12 protein-coding genes are annotated in these 15,658 nt (G+C 73.3%); 6 read left to right on the top strand and 6 right to left on the bottom strand.

Annotation, left to right across the window (positions count from 1 at the left end; translation table 11 throughout):
* Position 1: 1 nt before the first annotated feature.
* The 3 genes from IEZ31_RS44555 to IEZ31_RS44565 form a co-directional block, all read right to left on the bottom strand.
* Positions 2 to 388: a VOC family protein gene (locus IEZ31_RS44555; RefSeq protein ID WP_190256202.1), complete on the bottom strand. Its 387-nt coding sequence runs from the start codon at positions 386 to 388 to the stop codon at positions 2 to 4.
* Positions 389 to 454: 66 nt separating this feature from the next.
* On the bottom strand, positions 455 to 1,564 hold the full coding sequence (locus IEZ31_RS44560) for a glycoside hydrolase family 53 protein (protein ID WP_190256203.1): 1,110 nt from the start codon (positions 1,562 to 1,564) through the stop codon (positions 455 to 457).
* Positions 1,565 to 1,679: 115 nt separating this feature from the next.
* Positions 1,680 to 2,999, bottom strand: a complete 1,320-nt coding sequence (locus IEZ31_RS44565; protein WP_190256204.1) for an MFS transporter — start codon at positions 2,997 to 2,999, stop codon at positions 1,680 to 1,682.
* 98 nt (positions 3,000 to 3,097) lie between these two features.
* Between IEZ31_RS44565 and IEZ31_RS44570 the strand changes: the two genes are divergently transcribed.
* Both IEZ31_RS44570 and IEZ31_RS44575 read left to right on the top strand, forming a co-directional pair.
* The gene (locus IEZ31_RS44570; protein WP_190256205.1) at positions 3,098 to 3,976 is read left to right on the top strand and encodes a LysR family transcriptional regulator; all 879 of its coding nucleotides are present in this window, start codon (positions 3,098 to 3,100) and stop codon (positions 3,974 to 3,976) included.
* Positions 3,977 to 4,214: 238 nt separating this feature from the next.
* A complete protein-coding gene (locus IEZ31_RS44575; RefSeq protein ID WP_190256206.1) occupies positions 4,215 to 4,880 on the top strand; it encodes a hemerythrin domain-containing protein in 666 nt (221 codons plus the stop codon).
* On the opposite strand, the gene IEZ31_RS44580 is transcribed toward IEZ31_RS44575, so the two are convergent.
* Positions 4,858 to 8,040 carry an AfsR/SARP family transcriptional regulator gene (locus IEZ31_RS44580; RefSeq protein ID WP_190256207.1) on the bottom strand — a complete coding sequence of 1,061 codons (3,183 nt, stop codon included), beginning with the start codon at positions 8,038 to 8,040 and terminating at the stop codon, positions 4,858 to 4,860. The two genes, IEZ31_RS44575 and IEZ31_RS44580, sit on opposite strands and share 23 nt — an antisense overlap.
* A 201-nt stretch (positions 8,041 to 8,241) precedes the next feature.
* Between IEZ31_RS44580 and IEZ31_RS44585 the strand changes: the two genes are divergently transcribed.
* The 3 genes from IEZ31_RS44585 to IEZ31_RS44595 all read left to right on the top strand — a co-directional run bounded on the left by IEZ31_RS44585 (position 8,242) and on the right by IEZ31_RS44595 (position 10,789).
* Positions 8,242 to 8,799: an NADPH-dependent FMN reductase gene (locus IEZ31_RS44585; RefSeq protein WP_190256208.1), complete on the top strand. Its 558-nt coding sequence runs from the start codon at positions 8,242 to 8,244 to the stop codon at positions 8,797 to 8,799.
* Positions 8,800 to 8,838: 39 nt separating this feature from the next.
* Complete coding sequence (locus IEZ31_RS44590) at positions 8,839 to 9,852, top strand: ATP-binding cassette domain-containing protein (protein ID WP_190256209.1); 1,014 nt, start codon at positions 8,839 to 8,841, stop codon at positions 9,850 to 9,852.
* A gap of 82 nt (positions 9,853 to 9,934) precedes the next feature.
* Positions 9,935 to 10,789 carry an ABC transporter permease gene (locus tag IEZ31_RS44595; protein ID WP_190256210.1) on the top strand — a complete coding sequence of 285 codons (855 nt, stop codon included), beginning with the start codon at positions 9,935 to 9,937 and terminating at the stop codon, positions 10,787 to 10,789.
* Position 10,790: 1 nt separating this feature from the next.
* Here the strand turns inward: IEZ31_RS44595 and IEZ31_RS44600 are convergent, their stop codons facing one another.
* The gene (locus tag IEZ31_RS44600; RefSeq protein WP_190256211.1) at positions 10,791 to 14,006 is read right to left on the bottom strand and encodes an ATP-binding protein; all 3,216 of its coding nucleotides are present in this window, start codon (positions 14,004 to 14,006) and stop codon (positions 10,791 to 10,793) included.
* A gap of 30 nt (positions 14,007 to 14,036) precedes the next feature.
* Entirely contained in the window at positions 14,037 to 14,306 is a 270-nt protein-coding gene (locus IEZ31_RS44605) for a DUF1876 domain-containing protein (RefSeq protein WP_190256212.1), read from the bottom strand.
* Positions 14,307 to 14,508: 202 nt separating this feature from the next.
* On the opposite strand from IEZ31_RS44605, the gene IEZ31_RS44610 reads away from it, so the two are divergent.
* Complete coding sequence (locus IEZ31_RS44610) at positions 14,509 to 15,627, top strand: CapA family protein (RefSeq protein ID WP_190256213.1); 1,119 nt, start codon at positions 14,509 to 14,511, stop codon at positions 15,625 to 15,627.
* Positions 15,628 to 15,658: the final 31 nt, after the last annotated feature.

Raw genomic sequence — 15,658 nt, forward strand, 5'->3', positions numbered from 1 at the left:
GTCACCTTCGGTCACGCCGCAGCGGGTGGTCGGCCGGGACCTCGACGAGCACGATACGCACGCCGTCCGGGTCCTCGATCCACATCTCGACCAGCCCCCACGGCTCCGGCCGGGGCTCGCGCGTGACCGTCACGCCCGCCGCCACAAGACGTTCGTGCTCGGCCCGGACATCGCGGACCTGCAGCCAGATCCGAAGCGGCCCTGCCGCCTCGTCGTGGGATGTGCCGGACACCTCGAGCAGCCCCTGGCCGAGGAAGAAGACCAGCCCCGGATCCTCGGGCGGCCCGAACTCGCGGTAGACCGCGAGTCCAAGGATGTCCCGGTAGAAACGACGGCTGCGTCGCGGGTCGGACGGGCGTAGCAGGATCCGGCTGCTGAGGACCTCCATGGCTCGATCATGCCGTGCCCGGGCCGCCCAGCACCGCTACTTGCTGCGCTGGTGCTGAGCGGACCGTCAGGGCGTCCAGACCACGTTCGGGTTGACGTGGCCGGTCCAGTCGAAGATGGCCATGTTGTCCCACTGGTTGCCGGTGCCGTTGATGTTCGCCGGGTCCCAGCCGTTGCCCGGGACCGCGTACCAGGTGGGCTCCCAGTAGAAGACCCCGGCCGCGCCGGCGTTACGGGCCGTGTTCTGCACGTGCGTGAAGTTGGTCGCCTGGCCGGCCCACGTCGCGGGGTAGCCGGAGCACGGTGCGGAGCCGTTGACCGAGTTGGCCTCCCCGTCGGCGTTCGCCGCGGTGAACGGGTAGGCGGTCTCGGCCAGGACGACGGGTTTGCCGTAGCGGGACTTCACGTCGCTGATCACGAAGTACAGGTTGGCCAGGTCGCCGTGCCACATGCAGTAGTAGGACAGGCCGGTGATGTCCCACGTGACGCCCTTGGCGGTGATGCCGTCGTAGAACCAGCGGGCGTGGGCGTCGCTGTCGGCGTTGGCGGTGTGGATGATGACCTTCGTGCCGCTGTTGCAGGCCTTGGTGGCGTTGTACCCGGCCTTGAGCAGCAGGCTCAGGTTGGTGAAGTCGTTGTTGACGACCTTGCCCTCGTTCCACAGCATGCCGACGTTGATCTCGTTGCCGATCTGCACGCTGTCGGGGGTGGTTCCCTGCGCCTTGAGCGCGGTGCAGACCTGGTACGTGTAGTTGTAGACGTCGCTCTGCAGCGTGCCGATGGGGTGACCGGCCCAGGCAGCCGGCTTGTACTGCTTGCCCGGGTCGGCCCACGTGTCGGAGTAGTGGAAGTCGATCATCAGCGCGAGACCCTTGGCCTTGACCGCCTTCGCGTCGAGCAGGACCTTCGACAGGTTGTTGTAGCCGCTGGCCGGGCTGTTCCAGATCCGCAGCCGGGCATAGTTGACGCCGGCGGACTTGAGCACGTCGAGCGGGTCGGCGGCGGCGCCGGCCGCGTTGTAGTAGCGGGCGCCCAGGTCGAGGCTGCGCCGCAGCGACGACACGTCGGCACCGCGCATCGTCAGCGTCGCGGCGGCGGCCGGCGCGCTGGGAACGACGGCGGCGAACGTGCCGAGCAGGACCGCGCCGACGAGGGCGGCCAGGGGTGTTCGTGACATGAGGTCTCCCTGGGGTGTTGGCGGTTCCCCGTGAGCGCTCCCAGTCTCGGACTCCACATAGATGCGAGTCAACCCGGAACTTTCCCGCGGTGAATCCGGGAGCGCTCACAGAACGTCAGGTGCGCCCCGGCCGGCAGAGCGGCCGGGCCGCGGCCGGCGCCGGCGGGGTCGGCGACGGCGGTGACAGCCGCCTCGACCGGCGACGGGACCGGAGCTGGATCAGCACGATCGCTCCCGCGGCGGCGGCCGGGACGAGGCCGCAGACGGCCATCCCGAAGCGCGCGCCGACGTGGTTGGTGAGCATCCCGATGACGGGTGCGCCGATCGGGGTCCCGCCGGTGAACACCAGCATGTAGAGGCCCATCACGCGGCCGCGCATCTCCGGGTCGACCCACAGCTGGACCGACGAGTTCGCCAGCGCCTGGAACGCCAGGTTGACGAACCCCATCGCGGCCAGCAGCGGCAGGAACGTCGGCAGGTTCGGCGCGGCGGCAGCGAGTGCCTGCAGCGCACCGAACAGCCCGCCGTACAGGACGATGGGCCGCAGCCGGGTGGACGTCCCCGATCCGGCGGCAAGCGCGCCCATCGCGGAGCCGACGGCCAGCACGACGTTGAACAGTCCGTACATGCCGGCGGTCCCGTGGAACGTCTGGGTGGCGATGGCCGTCAGCACGATCGGGAAGTTCAGGCCGAACATGCCGATGACGCCGACGAGAACGACCGTCCAGAACACGTGCGGGCGTTGTCGCACGTACCTTCCGGCCGTTCGGAACGCTCGAGGCTCGCGGCTCGCCGGCGGCGCGGGCGTCAGGTCACCCGGTCGCAAGCGCAGCAGCGCCACCGTGGGGCCGAGGTAGCACAGGGCGTTGCATGCGAAGACCCATCCGGTGCCGGCGGTGCCGATGAGTACGGTGGCGATCGCCGGGCCGATGAGCCGGGTGGCCTGGAAGGCCGTCGCGCTGAGCGAGACCGCTTGGCGCAGATGGCTGACCGGCACGACCTCGGTCGCGAACACCTGGCGGGTCGGGGCGTCGACGGCGAAGACGAGCCCGGTCAGCAGGGCGATCAGGAACAGGTACTGGATGCGGACCACACCCAGGATGGTGAGGACGGCGAGCGTCCCCGTCAGGCAGGCGTTCAGCGTCTGGGTGATCAGCAGGATCCGGCGTTTCGGGTAGCGGTCGGCGAGCTGGCCACCGTGGACGCCCAGGAAGAGGATGGGTAGGAACTGCAGGGCCATGGTGATGCCGACGGCCGTCGGGCTGTCCGTGAGCTGCAGCGCGAGCCAGTCCTGCGCGATGCTGCCCATCCAGGCGCCGGTGCCGGCGAGGCTCTGTCCGATCAGGTAGATGCGATAGCCGCGGTACCTCAGTGCGGCGAACGGGTTGTCGGCGGTGGTCGAGGTCGAACTTCGGACGGCTGAGGCCGTACTCACAAGAAATCCTCTCGCGCGCTACGTGCTGATTCATCCTTCCTGGAAAGGCGACGCATATTGAAGACCGATAACCCGTCACACAGTTATAGGGTTTCGTTATGACCGTGCCGTATGACCCCGAATTACTCGCCACCCTGCTGGCGGTGGAGCAGACCGGCAGCTTCACGCAGGCCGCGGCTCGGCTGCGGATCCGTCAGCCGACGGTCAGCCAGCACATCCGCCGGCTGGAGCAACAGGTTGGGCGGACGCTCGTGCACCGCACGACGCACTCGCTGTCCCTCACGCCCGACGGCGAGGCCATGATCGGCTTCGCGCGCACGATTCTGGCCGCGCACGAGCAGGCCGCAGCGTATTTCAGTGGCTCACAGCCGCGCGGCCGGCTCCGGATCGGGATGTCCGACGATCTCGCACTCACTCGGCTGCCGCAGATTCTCCGGGAGTTCCGCCGCGACTATCCGATGGTCGACTTCTACCTCACCGTCGAGCAGAGCAGGGTGTTGCACGAGTGGATGGCCAACGACAAGCTCGACGTGCTCGTCGGCAAGCGGACGCCCGGCGACGAGCGTGGCCGGCTCGTCAAACGCGACCGGCTCGTCTGGGTCGGCACACCCGCCACGAAGATCGACCTGACGAAGCCGGTGCCGCTGGTCGTCTACGCCGCCCCCAGCCTGTCACGCTCCGAGATGCGCAAGGCGCTGAACCGGGCGCAGATCCCGTACCGCAGCGCGTGCGTCTGCCGCGGGGTGAACGGCCTGATCGCGGGGGTCGCGGCCGGCATCGGCATATCCGTCATGGCCGCCAGCCTGGTGCCCGCCCAGCTCACCACGTTGGGCCCCGCGTATCGCCTCCCCGAACTCGGACATATCGACCTGGTGCTCCTGGTCAACCCGCGGGCCGAGGAACGTCCCGCCACCAAGGCGCTGATCGCGGCCGTGCTGGCCAGCGGGTCGCGGTCACTGAGCGCATCGACCACGTGACGGAGCGGCAGCGACGCGTCCGCCGCCAAGCGGGCCACAAGGACTCTCCAAGGCCGACTTGAAGGTGGGGTGGATCGGCGCCCGCCCGCACGCGCGGTCCCGGGTCGTTGAGCGGATGCCGACGCTGTGCCGTCGTGCGGAAAGCGTGCGGCCGGTGTGCGGGGCGGTGTTGGTGGGCCGGGCGGCCCGCGGGCCGCAGGCTGGTCATCAGCTGACCATCCGCTGACAGGAGAACCCCATGAGCGTGCCGACCGCCACCGACCGCAGGCCCAACGTGCAGGAGATGACCGTGATCCACCGGGTCTTCCGCCGCGAGCTGGTCATGATCCCCCGCCTGGTGCGTGCCGCCGACGGCCGCAACACCGACCGGGTGCGCCTGGTCGGCGAGCACATCGAGTTCCTGCTCGCGTTCCTGCACGCGCACCACTCGGGGGAGGACGAGTTGCTCTGGCCGCGGCTGCTGGACCGGGCCGCGCCGTCGGCCGGCCTCGTGCACACCATGCAGGAGCAGCACGCCCGGGTCGAGCAGTACACCGAGGCGGCGCACGACGCGCTGCGGCAGTGGGTGGGCGCGCCCGCCGCCGCGACCGGGGAGCGGCTGGCCGGGCTCGTGGACGAGCTGCACGCCGCGCTGGTGACGCACCTCGACCTGGAGGAGCACGAGATCCTGCCGCTCGTCTCGCGGTACGTCACCGTCGAGGAGTGGGCGCTGCTCGCCGAGCACGGCAAGAACGCCATGCCGCGCAAGCAGCTGCCGCTCGTGTTCGGCGCGATCCTCGAGGACGCCGACCCGGCCGAGCGGGCCGAGCTGCTCGCCGCGGTCCCCGCACCGATCCGATTCTTCCTGCGTACCGCCGGGGCCCGGCAGTACCGCCGCTACATCACTCGGCTGCGAACCGGCTGAGTCGTTCGGCCAGCCCGGCGAGCTGGTCGAAGCCGAGCAGGCGGCCCTCGTCGAAGGCGGCCCGGAAGGCCGGCTCGCCCAGCCGGTCCCGCACGGCGGCCAGGTCACCGGCGGCCATCCGCCGCGACGCCGGCACCCGCCCGGCCGGCGACCCGTCCGCGGGCGCCGCCTCCAGCGGCGCGCCGGTCAGGCTGGTCGCGGCGCCGAACAGCCGCGCGGCGGTCGGGGCGTCGCCCGCCCGGGCGGCGACCGCGGCAAGGGCCGGCAGGGCGTACGCGAGCGGCCACCGGATCCGCGCGTGGACGGCGACCGTCACCGACTCCGCCAGCAGCCGGGCGGTGCCGCGCTCGTCGCCGGCCATCTCGGTCACGGTGGCGCGCATGTTGAGGATCGTCGCCACCGCGAACGGGTTGCCGCCGTCGCGGGCCGTCCGCTCGGCCGCGCCCAGCCAGCGGACGGCGGTGGCCGGGTCGCCGGAGAGGATCGCGATCTGCGCCCGCACGCCGAGCAGCAGCGCTGCGGCCCAGCCGCCCCCGCCGGCCGGCGCCGCCGCGACGACCCGCGCCGCGGCCGGCACGTCGCCGACGAACACGGCCGCCAGCCCCGCGATCGCCGCCGTCTCGGTGAGCAGCTGGGTGTCGGCCAGGGTACGGGCGAGCTCGAACGCGGCCACGGCGTCCTCGCGGGCCCGGGGCAACTCGCCGAGCACGTATGCCAGCGTGCCGGCGGCGCCCAGCGCGTGGCAGCGTGGACCGGCGGGCAGCGCCGCCGTCCGAACCCGGTCGAGCCAGCCGAGGCCCTCGGCCGCGTGCCCGCGCAGCGTGAGGTACAGGATGAGATCCCAGATCATCGTGGCGGCCGCGGTGTCCCTGCCGGCGGCGAGGAGCCGTTCGACGGCCGCGCTGAGGTTGGCGTGGTCCTCCTCCAGGGCGTCCAGCCGCCGCGCCAGGTCCGCGCCGTCGAGGCCCGGACGGCCGCGGCTCACGGCGGCACGGAAATGTTCGGCGTGGCGGTCGGCGACCAGCTCGGCGTCCGGCGCACCGGCCAGCCGGCGCTGCGCGTACCGGTGGATCGGCCCCAGCATCCGGAACCGGGTCTGCCCGGCCGGGCCGGCCGGGCCGGCCGGGACGCGCACGACGAGGGACTGCTCGACCAGCGTCGCCAGGTCGGCCACGACGCTGTGCTCGGGACCGCCGACCGCCTCGGCCGCCTCCAGCGAGAAGGACCCGCTGAACGCCGCGAGGCGGGTGAACAGCCGGCGCTGCGCCCCGTCGAGCAGCTCGTAGCTCCAGTCGACGGTGTCCTGGACGCTCTGCTGCCGATCGGGCAGGTCCCGGATCGCTCCGGCCGACAACGCGTAGTCCAGCCGCTCCAGCAGCGCCGCCGGTTCCAGCAGCCGGGACCGGGCGGCGACCAGCTCGATCGCCAGCGGCAGGCCGTCGAGGCGCCAGCAGATCGCCGCGATCGTCGCCGCGTTCTCCCGGGTGAGCGACACGGGGGCGCCCATGGCCGCGGCCCGGTCGAGGAACATGGCCACGGCCGGCGAGCGCTCCACGCCGTCCGGGTCGTCCAGTGCCCAGGCGTCCGGCGTCTCCAGCGGCTCGACGACCACCTCGTGCTCGGCCCGGATCCGCAGCGGTGACCGGCTGGTCGCCAGCACGGCCAGGTCGGGGCAGCGCGCCACCAGCTCGGCCACGTCGACCGCACAGCCGAGCAGGTGTTCGAGGTTGTCCAGGACGAGCAGGAGCCGTCGGCCGGCGAGGAACTCGGTGAGCACGGTGCGTACCGGCACGCCCGGCTGGCGTTGCTCCGCGATGCCCAGCCGGCGGGCCACGCTCTCCAGCACCTGGCCGGGGTCCCGCAGCGCGGCCAGTTCCACGATGACGTGCCCGTGCGGGAACGCCGGCGCCACCTGGCCGGCGACCGCCAGCGCCAGCCGGGTCTTGCCGACCCCGCCCGGCCCGGTCAGCGTGACCACCCGCCGGGACGTGAGCAGCGCCGCGACAGCGGCCACGTCGGCCGCGCGCCCGATGAGGGGCGAGCGCTCGACGGGCTCGTCGAGCGTGGGCTCCGGCGCGGCCGACGCCGCTCGCGCCTGGCTGGGGACCGCGGCGGCGAGGGCGGCCCGCTCACCGTCGTCGAGCCCCAGCGCGTCGGCCAGCGCTCGCACGGTGTGCGGATACGGCCGGCGCCGCACCCCGCGCTCCAGGGCGCCGATCGCGTTGACCGTCAACCCGGCGCGCTCGGCGAGCTCCTCCTGGGTCAGCGCACGCTGCTCGCGCAGCGCGCGCAGGTGTCCGCCGAACCCTCCGGCCCCGGCCGGCCCTCCCGCGGAGCGCCGGGGCTCGGCGACCGACGTCGCGGCCCGGACCGGCGGCGCGTGGTCGAGGGCCGGATCGTGCCGCAGGATGGCGGTCTCCAGGGCCTGCAGCTGCGGTCCCGGCGGCAGTCCCAGCTCGCTGTCCAGCACCGACCGGGCCCGGCGGAAGGCCGCCAGCGCGTCGGCCTGGCGACCGGAGCGGTACAGGGCGAGCATCAGCTGGCCCCAGGCCCGCTCCCGGAACGGCTGCCGGTCCAGCAGGTGCTGCGCGGCGGTGGTCGCTTCCGCGTTGCGGCCGGCGCCGAGCAGGATCTCCACGAGGTCCTCCACGGCGGCGTCGTGCTGCTCGCCGAGCTGGGCGGCGACCGCGGCGGCGAACTCCTCGTCGGCGAAGTCGGCCAGCGGCGCGCCCCGCCACTCGCCGAGCGCCGCCGTCACCGCGTGCTCCGCCTCGGCGAAGGCGCCCGCGGCCAGGTGGGCACGGGCGGTCTCCACGCCGGTGCTGAACCGGGCCGCGTCCACCTGGTCGCCGTCGACTGCCAGCAGGTAGCCGGGCTCGCGGGTCACCAGCAGCATCGGCGGGGTCCGGGGCGGCCGGGCCGGTTCCAGCACCCGCCGCAACTGCGAGATGTAGGCCTGGAGGGTGCCCGTCGCGCTCGTCGGCGCCTCGTCGCCCCAGAGCCCGTGAACGATCCGGTCGAGCGAGACGACGCGACCCGGTTCGAGCAGCAACAGGGCGAGTACGGTCCGCTGCTTGCGGGCGCCGAGGTCGAGCGGGATGTCGCCCGGCGTCCGGACGACCTCCAAGGGACCGAGGATCCGGAAGTCGAGCCGCGCCATCGCGCCACGATAACGACCGTTCGGCGGGCGAGGCATCGCCTTTTGAATCTTGGATGTCCACCCGGACGGGCGAACGGAGAGCCAGTCCGCTGCCGCGCCGTCGCAGCACCTCGCGAACCTGCCCGGAGCCCGCGAGATTCGATCTGGCGGGAGCCGGGCGGCGTCTAGCGCCGAAGGGGTGACCGACCCCGAGGAGGCAGCATGGCACCGCTGCGGCTCGCCGTGATCATCGGCAGCACGCGCGAGCGGCGCGTGGGCGAGACCATCGGCCGCCGGTTCGCCGAGGAGGCGATGCGGCGGGACGACCTGGCGGTGACCGTCGTCGACCTCGCCGCGTACGAGTTTCCGGGCAGCTACCCGGCGGAGCCCACCGCGGCGATACGGTCGTTCGTGCAGGACATCAACCGGGCCGAGGCGTTCGTCGTCGTGACCCCGGAGTACAACCACAGCTTCCCGGCCTCGCTGAAACAGGCGATCGACTACGCCTACGACGAGTGGCAGGCCAAGCCGGTCGGCTTCGTGTCGTACGGGTGCCGGTCGACCGGCCTGCACGCGGTCGACGGGCTGCGGACGGTCTTCACCGCGCTGCATGCGGTCACGGTGCGTGACACCGTCGCGTTCGACCTGCTCAACGCGCACAGCGAGCAGGCGGAGTGCCGGGACCGGCTGCGCCAGGACTGCCGGCTGCTGCTCGACGAGCTGTGGTGGTGGGGCATGACGCTCCGCGAGGGCCGCGCAGCGCGGCCCTACGTGAACTGAGACAGCAATGGACACCGATGAAGAGGAAGGTTTGCATCCGTGAGTGAACGCACCACGGGCGTGGCCGTCGAGGCCGAGGGCCTGACGAGGTCGTTCGGCGAGACCCGCGCACTGGACGGCATGGATCTGCGCATCCCCGCCGGCACCGTCTACGGCCTGCTCGGGCCGAACGGCGCCGGCAAGACCACGGCGGTGCGCGTGCTGGCGACGCTGCTGCGCCCCGACGGCGGGCGGGCCCGGGTCTTCGGGCACGACGTCGTGGCCGAGGCCGACGCGGTCCGGGCCCGGGTGAGCCTGACCGGGCAGTACGCTTCGGTCGACGAGGACCTGACCGGCTTCGAGAACCTGGTGCTGCTCGGGCGCCTGCTCGGGCTGCGCAAGCCGGCCGCCCGCGAGCGGGCCGAGAAGCTGCTCGCCGCGTTCGGCCTGACGGACGCGGCCGCGCGGCAGGTGAAGAAGTACTCGGGCGGCATGCGCCGCCGCATCGACATCGCGGCGAGCATCCTGAGCACCCCGGACCTGCTGTTCCTCGACGAGCCGACGACCGGCCTCGACCCGCGCAGCCGCAACCAGGTGTGGGAGATCGTCCGCGCGGTGGTCGCGCACGGCACGACGGTGCTGCTCACCACGCAGTACCTCGACGAGGCGGACCAGCTCGCCGGCCGCATCGCGGTGGTCGACCACGGCAAGGTGATCGCGGAGGGCACGCCCGGCGAACTGAAGTCGTCGGTCGGCTCCGGCACCGTCCACCTGCGGCTGCGGGACCCCGCACGGCGGCCGGAGGCGGAGGCGGTACTGCGGGCGGCCCTCGGCGTCCCCGTGCAGCTGGACGCCGACCCGGTGGCGCTGACCGCACGGGTCGGCGGGGCCGGCTCCGACCTCGACGCGAGCGAACAGGCCGCGCGGGCGCTCGGTGACCTGGCCCGCGCCGGCATCGTCGTCGACGACTTCTCCCTCGGCCAGCCCAGCCTGGACGAGGTGTTCCTGGCCCTGACCGACCACCCCGCGGAGCCGGCCGGCGAGCGGGACGAGCAGCTGGAGGCAGCGCGATGAGCGGTTCCGGAGCGAAGCGGAGGAGGCCGCTCATCATGGGCTCAGTTTGGAGCTCGTGCGGCCGGAGCGGAGCGGAGGCAGCATGAGCGATGTTGCGACCTCGACCGGGCGCGCGCCGACGGTCTTCGTGCCCTCGGCCGAGGCCCTCGCCACGGTCCTCGCCCCGGAGGCGCGCCCACCCCGCCCGAGCGCGTGGTCGGCGTCGATGACCTTCGGCTGGCGGGCGATGCTGAAGATCAAGCACGTGCCGGAGCAGCTGTTCGACGTGACGGCGTTCCCGATCATCATGGTGCTGATGTTCACGTACCTGTTCGGCGGCGCGCTCGCCGGCAGCCCGCGGGAGTACCTGCAGTTCTTCCTGCCCGGCATCATGGTCACGAGCGTCGTGATGATCACGATGTACACCGGGGTCGGCCTCAACACCGACATCGAGAAGGGCGTCTTCGACCGGTTCCGGACGCTGCCGGTCTGGCGGCCCGCCGCGCTGGTCGGCATGATCCTCGGCGACGTGCTGCGCTACATCCTGGCCGCGCTGGTCATCCTCGGGGTCGGCCTGGTGCTCGGCTTCCGCCCGGACGGCGGCGTGCTCGGCGTGCTCGCCGGGATCGGCCTGCTGGTGATCTTCTCCTTCGCGTTCTCCTGGGTGTGGACGTACTTCGGCCTCGTCCTGCGCAGCGAGAAGTCCGTGATGGGCGTGAGCATGATGGTCCTGTTCCCGCTGACGTTCCTCAGCAACGTCTTCGTCAGCCCCACCACCATGCCCGGCTGGCTGCAGGCGTTCGTCAACGTCAACCCGATCACCCACCTGGTGGCGGCGGTGCGGGCGGCCATGTCCGGCTCGTCCGACCCGTCGAACACGATATGGCTGCTGCTGTGGAGCGCCGGCTTCCTGGTGGTGTTCGGCACGCTGACGATGTACCGCTACAACCGCCGCTGACTCAGAGGTACCACGACGGCGGCGAAGGCGGGCGGTAGGAGCATGCGCTGCCGGTCGACACCGTCTCGCGCAGGTGCGCGGCGAGGGCCGGGTGGCGCTCGTCGAGGCGGCGCAGCGTGTCGCGGATGCGGGCGGTGACCGTCTTGCGGGCGCGCTCGGCCTCGTCGCCGAGCCGGCGGGTGCGCCCGGCCAGGCCGGCCGCCGCCCGCAGCTGCTCCAGCAGCGCCGCGCGCTCGGCGTCGAGGGCGGCGAGCCGCGGCTCGTCGCCCCGCACCGCGGCCCGGTCGATCTCCTCGTCCAGGCGACCGAGGTGGCGGCGGTACCGCGCCTTCGCCTCGTCGTCGAGCACCGGGTCGCCGCCGAGCCGGCGGGCGGCGGCCAGCTCGGGGCCGGCGGACGGGTCGAGCAGCTCGGCGACCGGCACGTCCACCCCGGGGCGGCTCAGCAGCAGGCGCAGGTCGTGCAGGCCCTTCGCGTCGGGCAGGTGGACGACGGTGCCGGCGTAGGCGAGCTGCCAGACCGCCCCGTCGAAGCGGAACTCGTGGTCGGCGGGTGGCGGCCCGCCCTCCGGTGCCGCCGGTGTCGCCGGCTGCGCGCCGAGCCGGTCGGCGACGTGCGGCATGCCCAGCGCCCGCGCCTGCTCGGCCACCGTCGCCCGCAGCGCGGCCGCCTCCTGCGCCTGGCCGCGGCCCGACAGCGCCGCCACGAGCCCGGCGCGGGCCAGCAGCGACCAGTGCCGCGAACCCATCCGGTCGGCGGCCTCGCCGGCGGCGCGGAAGCCGGCGACGGCGTCGTCCCAGCGCCGCTCGGCGAGGTCGAGCCGCGCCAGCCAGTGGTCCACGGGGCCGCTGACGTCGCAGCCGAACAGCGCGACCAGCCACTGCCCGCGGTACGGCCGGAGCACCTCGCGCACCTCGGCGCACCGGCCGGGGTCGCCCGAGGCGGCGGCGACCTCGGCCCGCAGGCGATGCCAGAGCGGGGAGACGGCGCGACCGTACTGCACGCCGGCGGCCTCGAGGGCGGAGGTGAGCCGCGCGGCGGTGCCGGCGTCGCCGCGCTCGGCCGCCGTGATCGCGCGCAGCAGCTCCACGTAGTCGCGGTCGGACACGTCGGGCCGGTCGGGCCGGTCGAGCAGCGCGTCGATCTCCGCGAACCGGCCCTGCGGCAGCAGCCACGCCCACCGCAGGTGCGGGGTCATGAACGCGTGGTCGCTGTCGGTCCACTCGCCGAACGACTCCAGCTCGGTGTAGCAGGCATCGGCCTCGGCGAAGTCGCCGCGGAACCCGGCGACGACCCCGCCGTCGATGGCGACCATCATCCGGTACGCCGCGACGTCCTCCGCCCGGCCGAGCCTGGCCATGGCCGTCAGCTCCCGGTAGTAGCCCGGGTCGCCGAGCTCCAGCAGCGCGACCCAGCGCAGCGAGGTCGCCCACAGCTCGGTCTCCACGTCGCCGCCGCGGCGGGCCACGTCGCGGATCTCGGCGGTGAGCGCCGCCCGGTCGGCGGCCGTGCCGAGCCCCCAGGTGGTGTCGTGCCGCGCCCAGAGGGTGAAGGTGAGCGCCTCGTCGTCCTGGCCCTTGCGGGCGAGCGTCTCGGTGGCCGTGATGAGGTCCGTGACGAGGGCTCCGGGAGCCGCGGCGCTCGCGGGTTCGCCGATCAGGCGGCGGTGCGCCTCGCGGAGGAGCCGCTCGGGGTCGGTGCTGCCGCCCGAGGCGTGCCGCTGCCGGTACACCGTGATGGCCACGCGAGCGAGGAGCACCGGGTCGTCGAGGTCGAGCGCGATCGTGGCGGCGTCGGCCATGAGCCGCTCGGCCCCCGCCCGGTCGCCGTGGTGGTGCTGCAGGTTCTGGCCGAGCTCCACCATCGTCTTGGCGCGCTGCGCCGGGTCGGCGACCACGTCGAGCGCGCGCCGGAAATGCATCACCGCCTCGTCCGACGCGAGCCGTCTTGCGGCCGCCCGGGCGGCCACGAGCAGCAGGTCGGTGGCGTGCGCCGGGTCGACGCCGGGACCGGCGAGCCAGGCGTGCCCGGCCAGCTCACCGGGCAGCAGCCGCTCGGCCAGCTCCGCCGAACGGTCGGCGGCCCGGACCACGGCGGCGTGCCGGGTGCGCCGGTCGTCGTCGCCCAGCCCGTCGTACAGGGTCTCGCGGACCAGGTCGTGCACGAAGGCGAACCGCCCGCCGCCGCGGGAGACCACGAGCCGCGCGGTGACCGCCCGGGCCAGCAACCGGTCGGTCTCCGCGGCCGGGCTGGGCACGCAGTCGGCGAGCACCTGGCGGTGAAACTCGCGGCCGAGCACGGCGGCGACGGTGAGCGCCTCGACGACCGCGGCGGGCAGCTGCGCGAGCCGCTGCCGCACGGCCTCCCGCACGCCGGGCGCGATGGCACCGGCCGCACCGTCGGCGCGCCACAGCCGGGCGGTCTGCTCGACGAAGAACGGGTTGCCGCCGGTGCGGCGGTGCACCTCGTCGAGCAGCTCCGGGTCCGGCTCACGACCGGCCGTGCGGGTGATCAGGGCGCCGACCTCGTCGCGGGACAGGCCGTCGAGGGTGATGGTGGTCGCCTTGGCGGTGAGCGGCAGCAGCAGCGGGCGCAGCGGATGGTCGGCCGACTCGACCTCGGCGTCACGGTACGTGCCGATGAGGAGCAGGCGCTCGAACCAGGTGTGCTGCGCGGCGAACTGCAGCAGCCGCATCGAGGCCGGGTCGGCCCAGTGCAGGTCGTCGAGCAGGACGACGACCGTCCGCCGCTGCGAGACGGCGACCAGTGCGGTGGTGACGGCGTCGTGGAGCGCGAACGCCTCCTCGTCGCTGTCGCCTTGGTCCGCGGCATCGACGCTCTCGTCGTCGATGCCGCGGGTCTCGGTGGTCGATGCCCCGGCGGTCGGTGCCCCGGCGGTCGGTGCCTCGGCCAGCAGGCGCCGCAGACCCGGCTCGGCAGCCTCGCGCGCGAGCTCCCAGTCGTCGGGCGAGCGGCGCAGCCCGCGCACGACCTGCACCCACGGCCAGTATCCGGGAGCGCTGCCGGACGCCCAGCACGCCGCCCCGAGCACCAGCGCGCCCCGGCGCCGGGCCTCGTCGGCGGCGGCCGTGACGAGCGTCGTCTTGCCGATGCCCGGCTCGCCGCCGACCAGCACCAGCCCGCCGTGGCTCGCGAGGGCACGGCCGACCGCCGAGCGCAGCAGGCCGGCGGGATGCTCCCGCCCGATGAGGTCCATGACTTCCCCACCGTAGCGGAACGTCCGCTGCTACCGGCTGATGTGCACCAGGCGGTCGGAGACGGCCTCGATGTCGGCCGCCGCCGTCACCAGGAGCTGGTGGCCGAGGTTGGACAGGGCCCGCGCCGCGGCCAGCTCATCACCGATCTCCGGAATATCCTTGTCGGATGGGTGCAGCCGCGCCTCCCCGGTGCCGACGATGTGTGCGCTGTCCTCGGCGTGCAGGCGTGCTTCCGCGTACGTCCGGCCGTCGTGTTCGCCGATGTACACATCGACGCTCCAGTGCTTGGCCGCGATCATGGCAACTCCATAGCTATCCGCTTCGGATGCCCGGATGTCAGGTCCCGCTGGACCAAGGCCGAGACTACGCTCGCGGCCGGGCGCCGAAGGGGTGAGTGATCGGGGCATCGTGCCTCCGTCACCGCCCGGTGCCGCACAGCACTTCGCCCCGGCGCAGTGAGCGCACCGGCGCGACAGCATCCCGCGCGCTGAGGGACCTGCTATGAACACACGACGAGACGACGGCCGGCTGACGTTGTTCCTGTGCGGCGACGTGATGCTGGGTCGCGGCATCGACCAGATCCTGCCGCACCCCCTCGACCCGACGCTGCGCGAGAGCTACTGCCACGACGCCCGCGACTACGTCGCGCTGGCCGAGGCGGCGAACGGCCCGATCCCCCGCGCCGCCGACTACTCGTGGCCCTGGGGCGACGCACTTGACGTCCTGGCCGCGGCCGCGCCCGACGCCCGCATCATGAACCTGGAGACCAGCGTCACGCGAAGCGACCAGTTCGCACCGCGCAAAGCCGTCCACTACCGGATGAGCCCCGCGAACCTGCCCGGCCTCACGGTGGCGCGGCCCGACGTGTGCGCCCTGGCCAACAACCACGTGCTGGACTTCGGACGCCCCGGCCTCCAGGAAACGCTCGACACCCTGACCGGCGCGGGACTCCAGGTGGCCGGCGCCGGCCTGAACACCCGCCAGGCCCAGCGACCCGCCACCGTCACCGCCGAGCGCGGCCGCATCCTGGTGTTCGCGTTCGGGACACCGTCCAGCGGCGTTCCCGCACACTGGGCCGCGACCGGCGATCGCGGCGGCATCGACGTCCTGCCGGAGCTGTCCAGGAACGGCGCGGCGCGCCTCGCCGACCGGATCCATCGCCACAAGCGACCCGGTGACATCGTCGTCGTCTCCGTCCACTGGGGATCCAACTGGGGCTACGACATCCCGGAGGAGCAGATCCGCCTCGCCCACCAACTCATCGACAACGGCGCCGACATCGTGCACGGCCACTCCTCGCACCACCCCAGGCCGATCGAGGTGTACCGCAACCGGCTCATCCTGTACGGCTGCGGCGATCTCATCAACGACTACGAGGGCATCGGCGTACACCAGCAGTACCGCGACGACCTGCGGCTGCTGTACCTGCCGTCCATCGCGCCCACGGGCGAGCTGGCATGCCTGCGCGTGGCGCCCATGCAAGCCAGGCGCATGCGGCTGCACCGCGCCTCCCCGGAGGACACCGAATGGACCCGGACCGTCCTCGGCTCGGTCAGCAGCCGGTCCGGCATCCGGATCGATGTCACCCCGAACAGGATGCTCACCCTGCGACCGAACTAACGCCAGACACCCGCACCGGCAACCGACGGCA

Origin of the sequence: Dactylosporangium sucinum (genome assembly GCF_014647515.1) — a bacterium.
GTDB lineage: Bacteria > Actinomycetota > Actinomycetes > Mycobacteriales > Micromonosporaceae > Dactylosporangium > Dactylosporangium sucinum.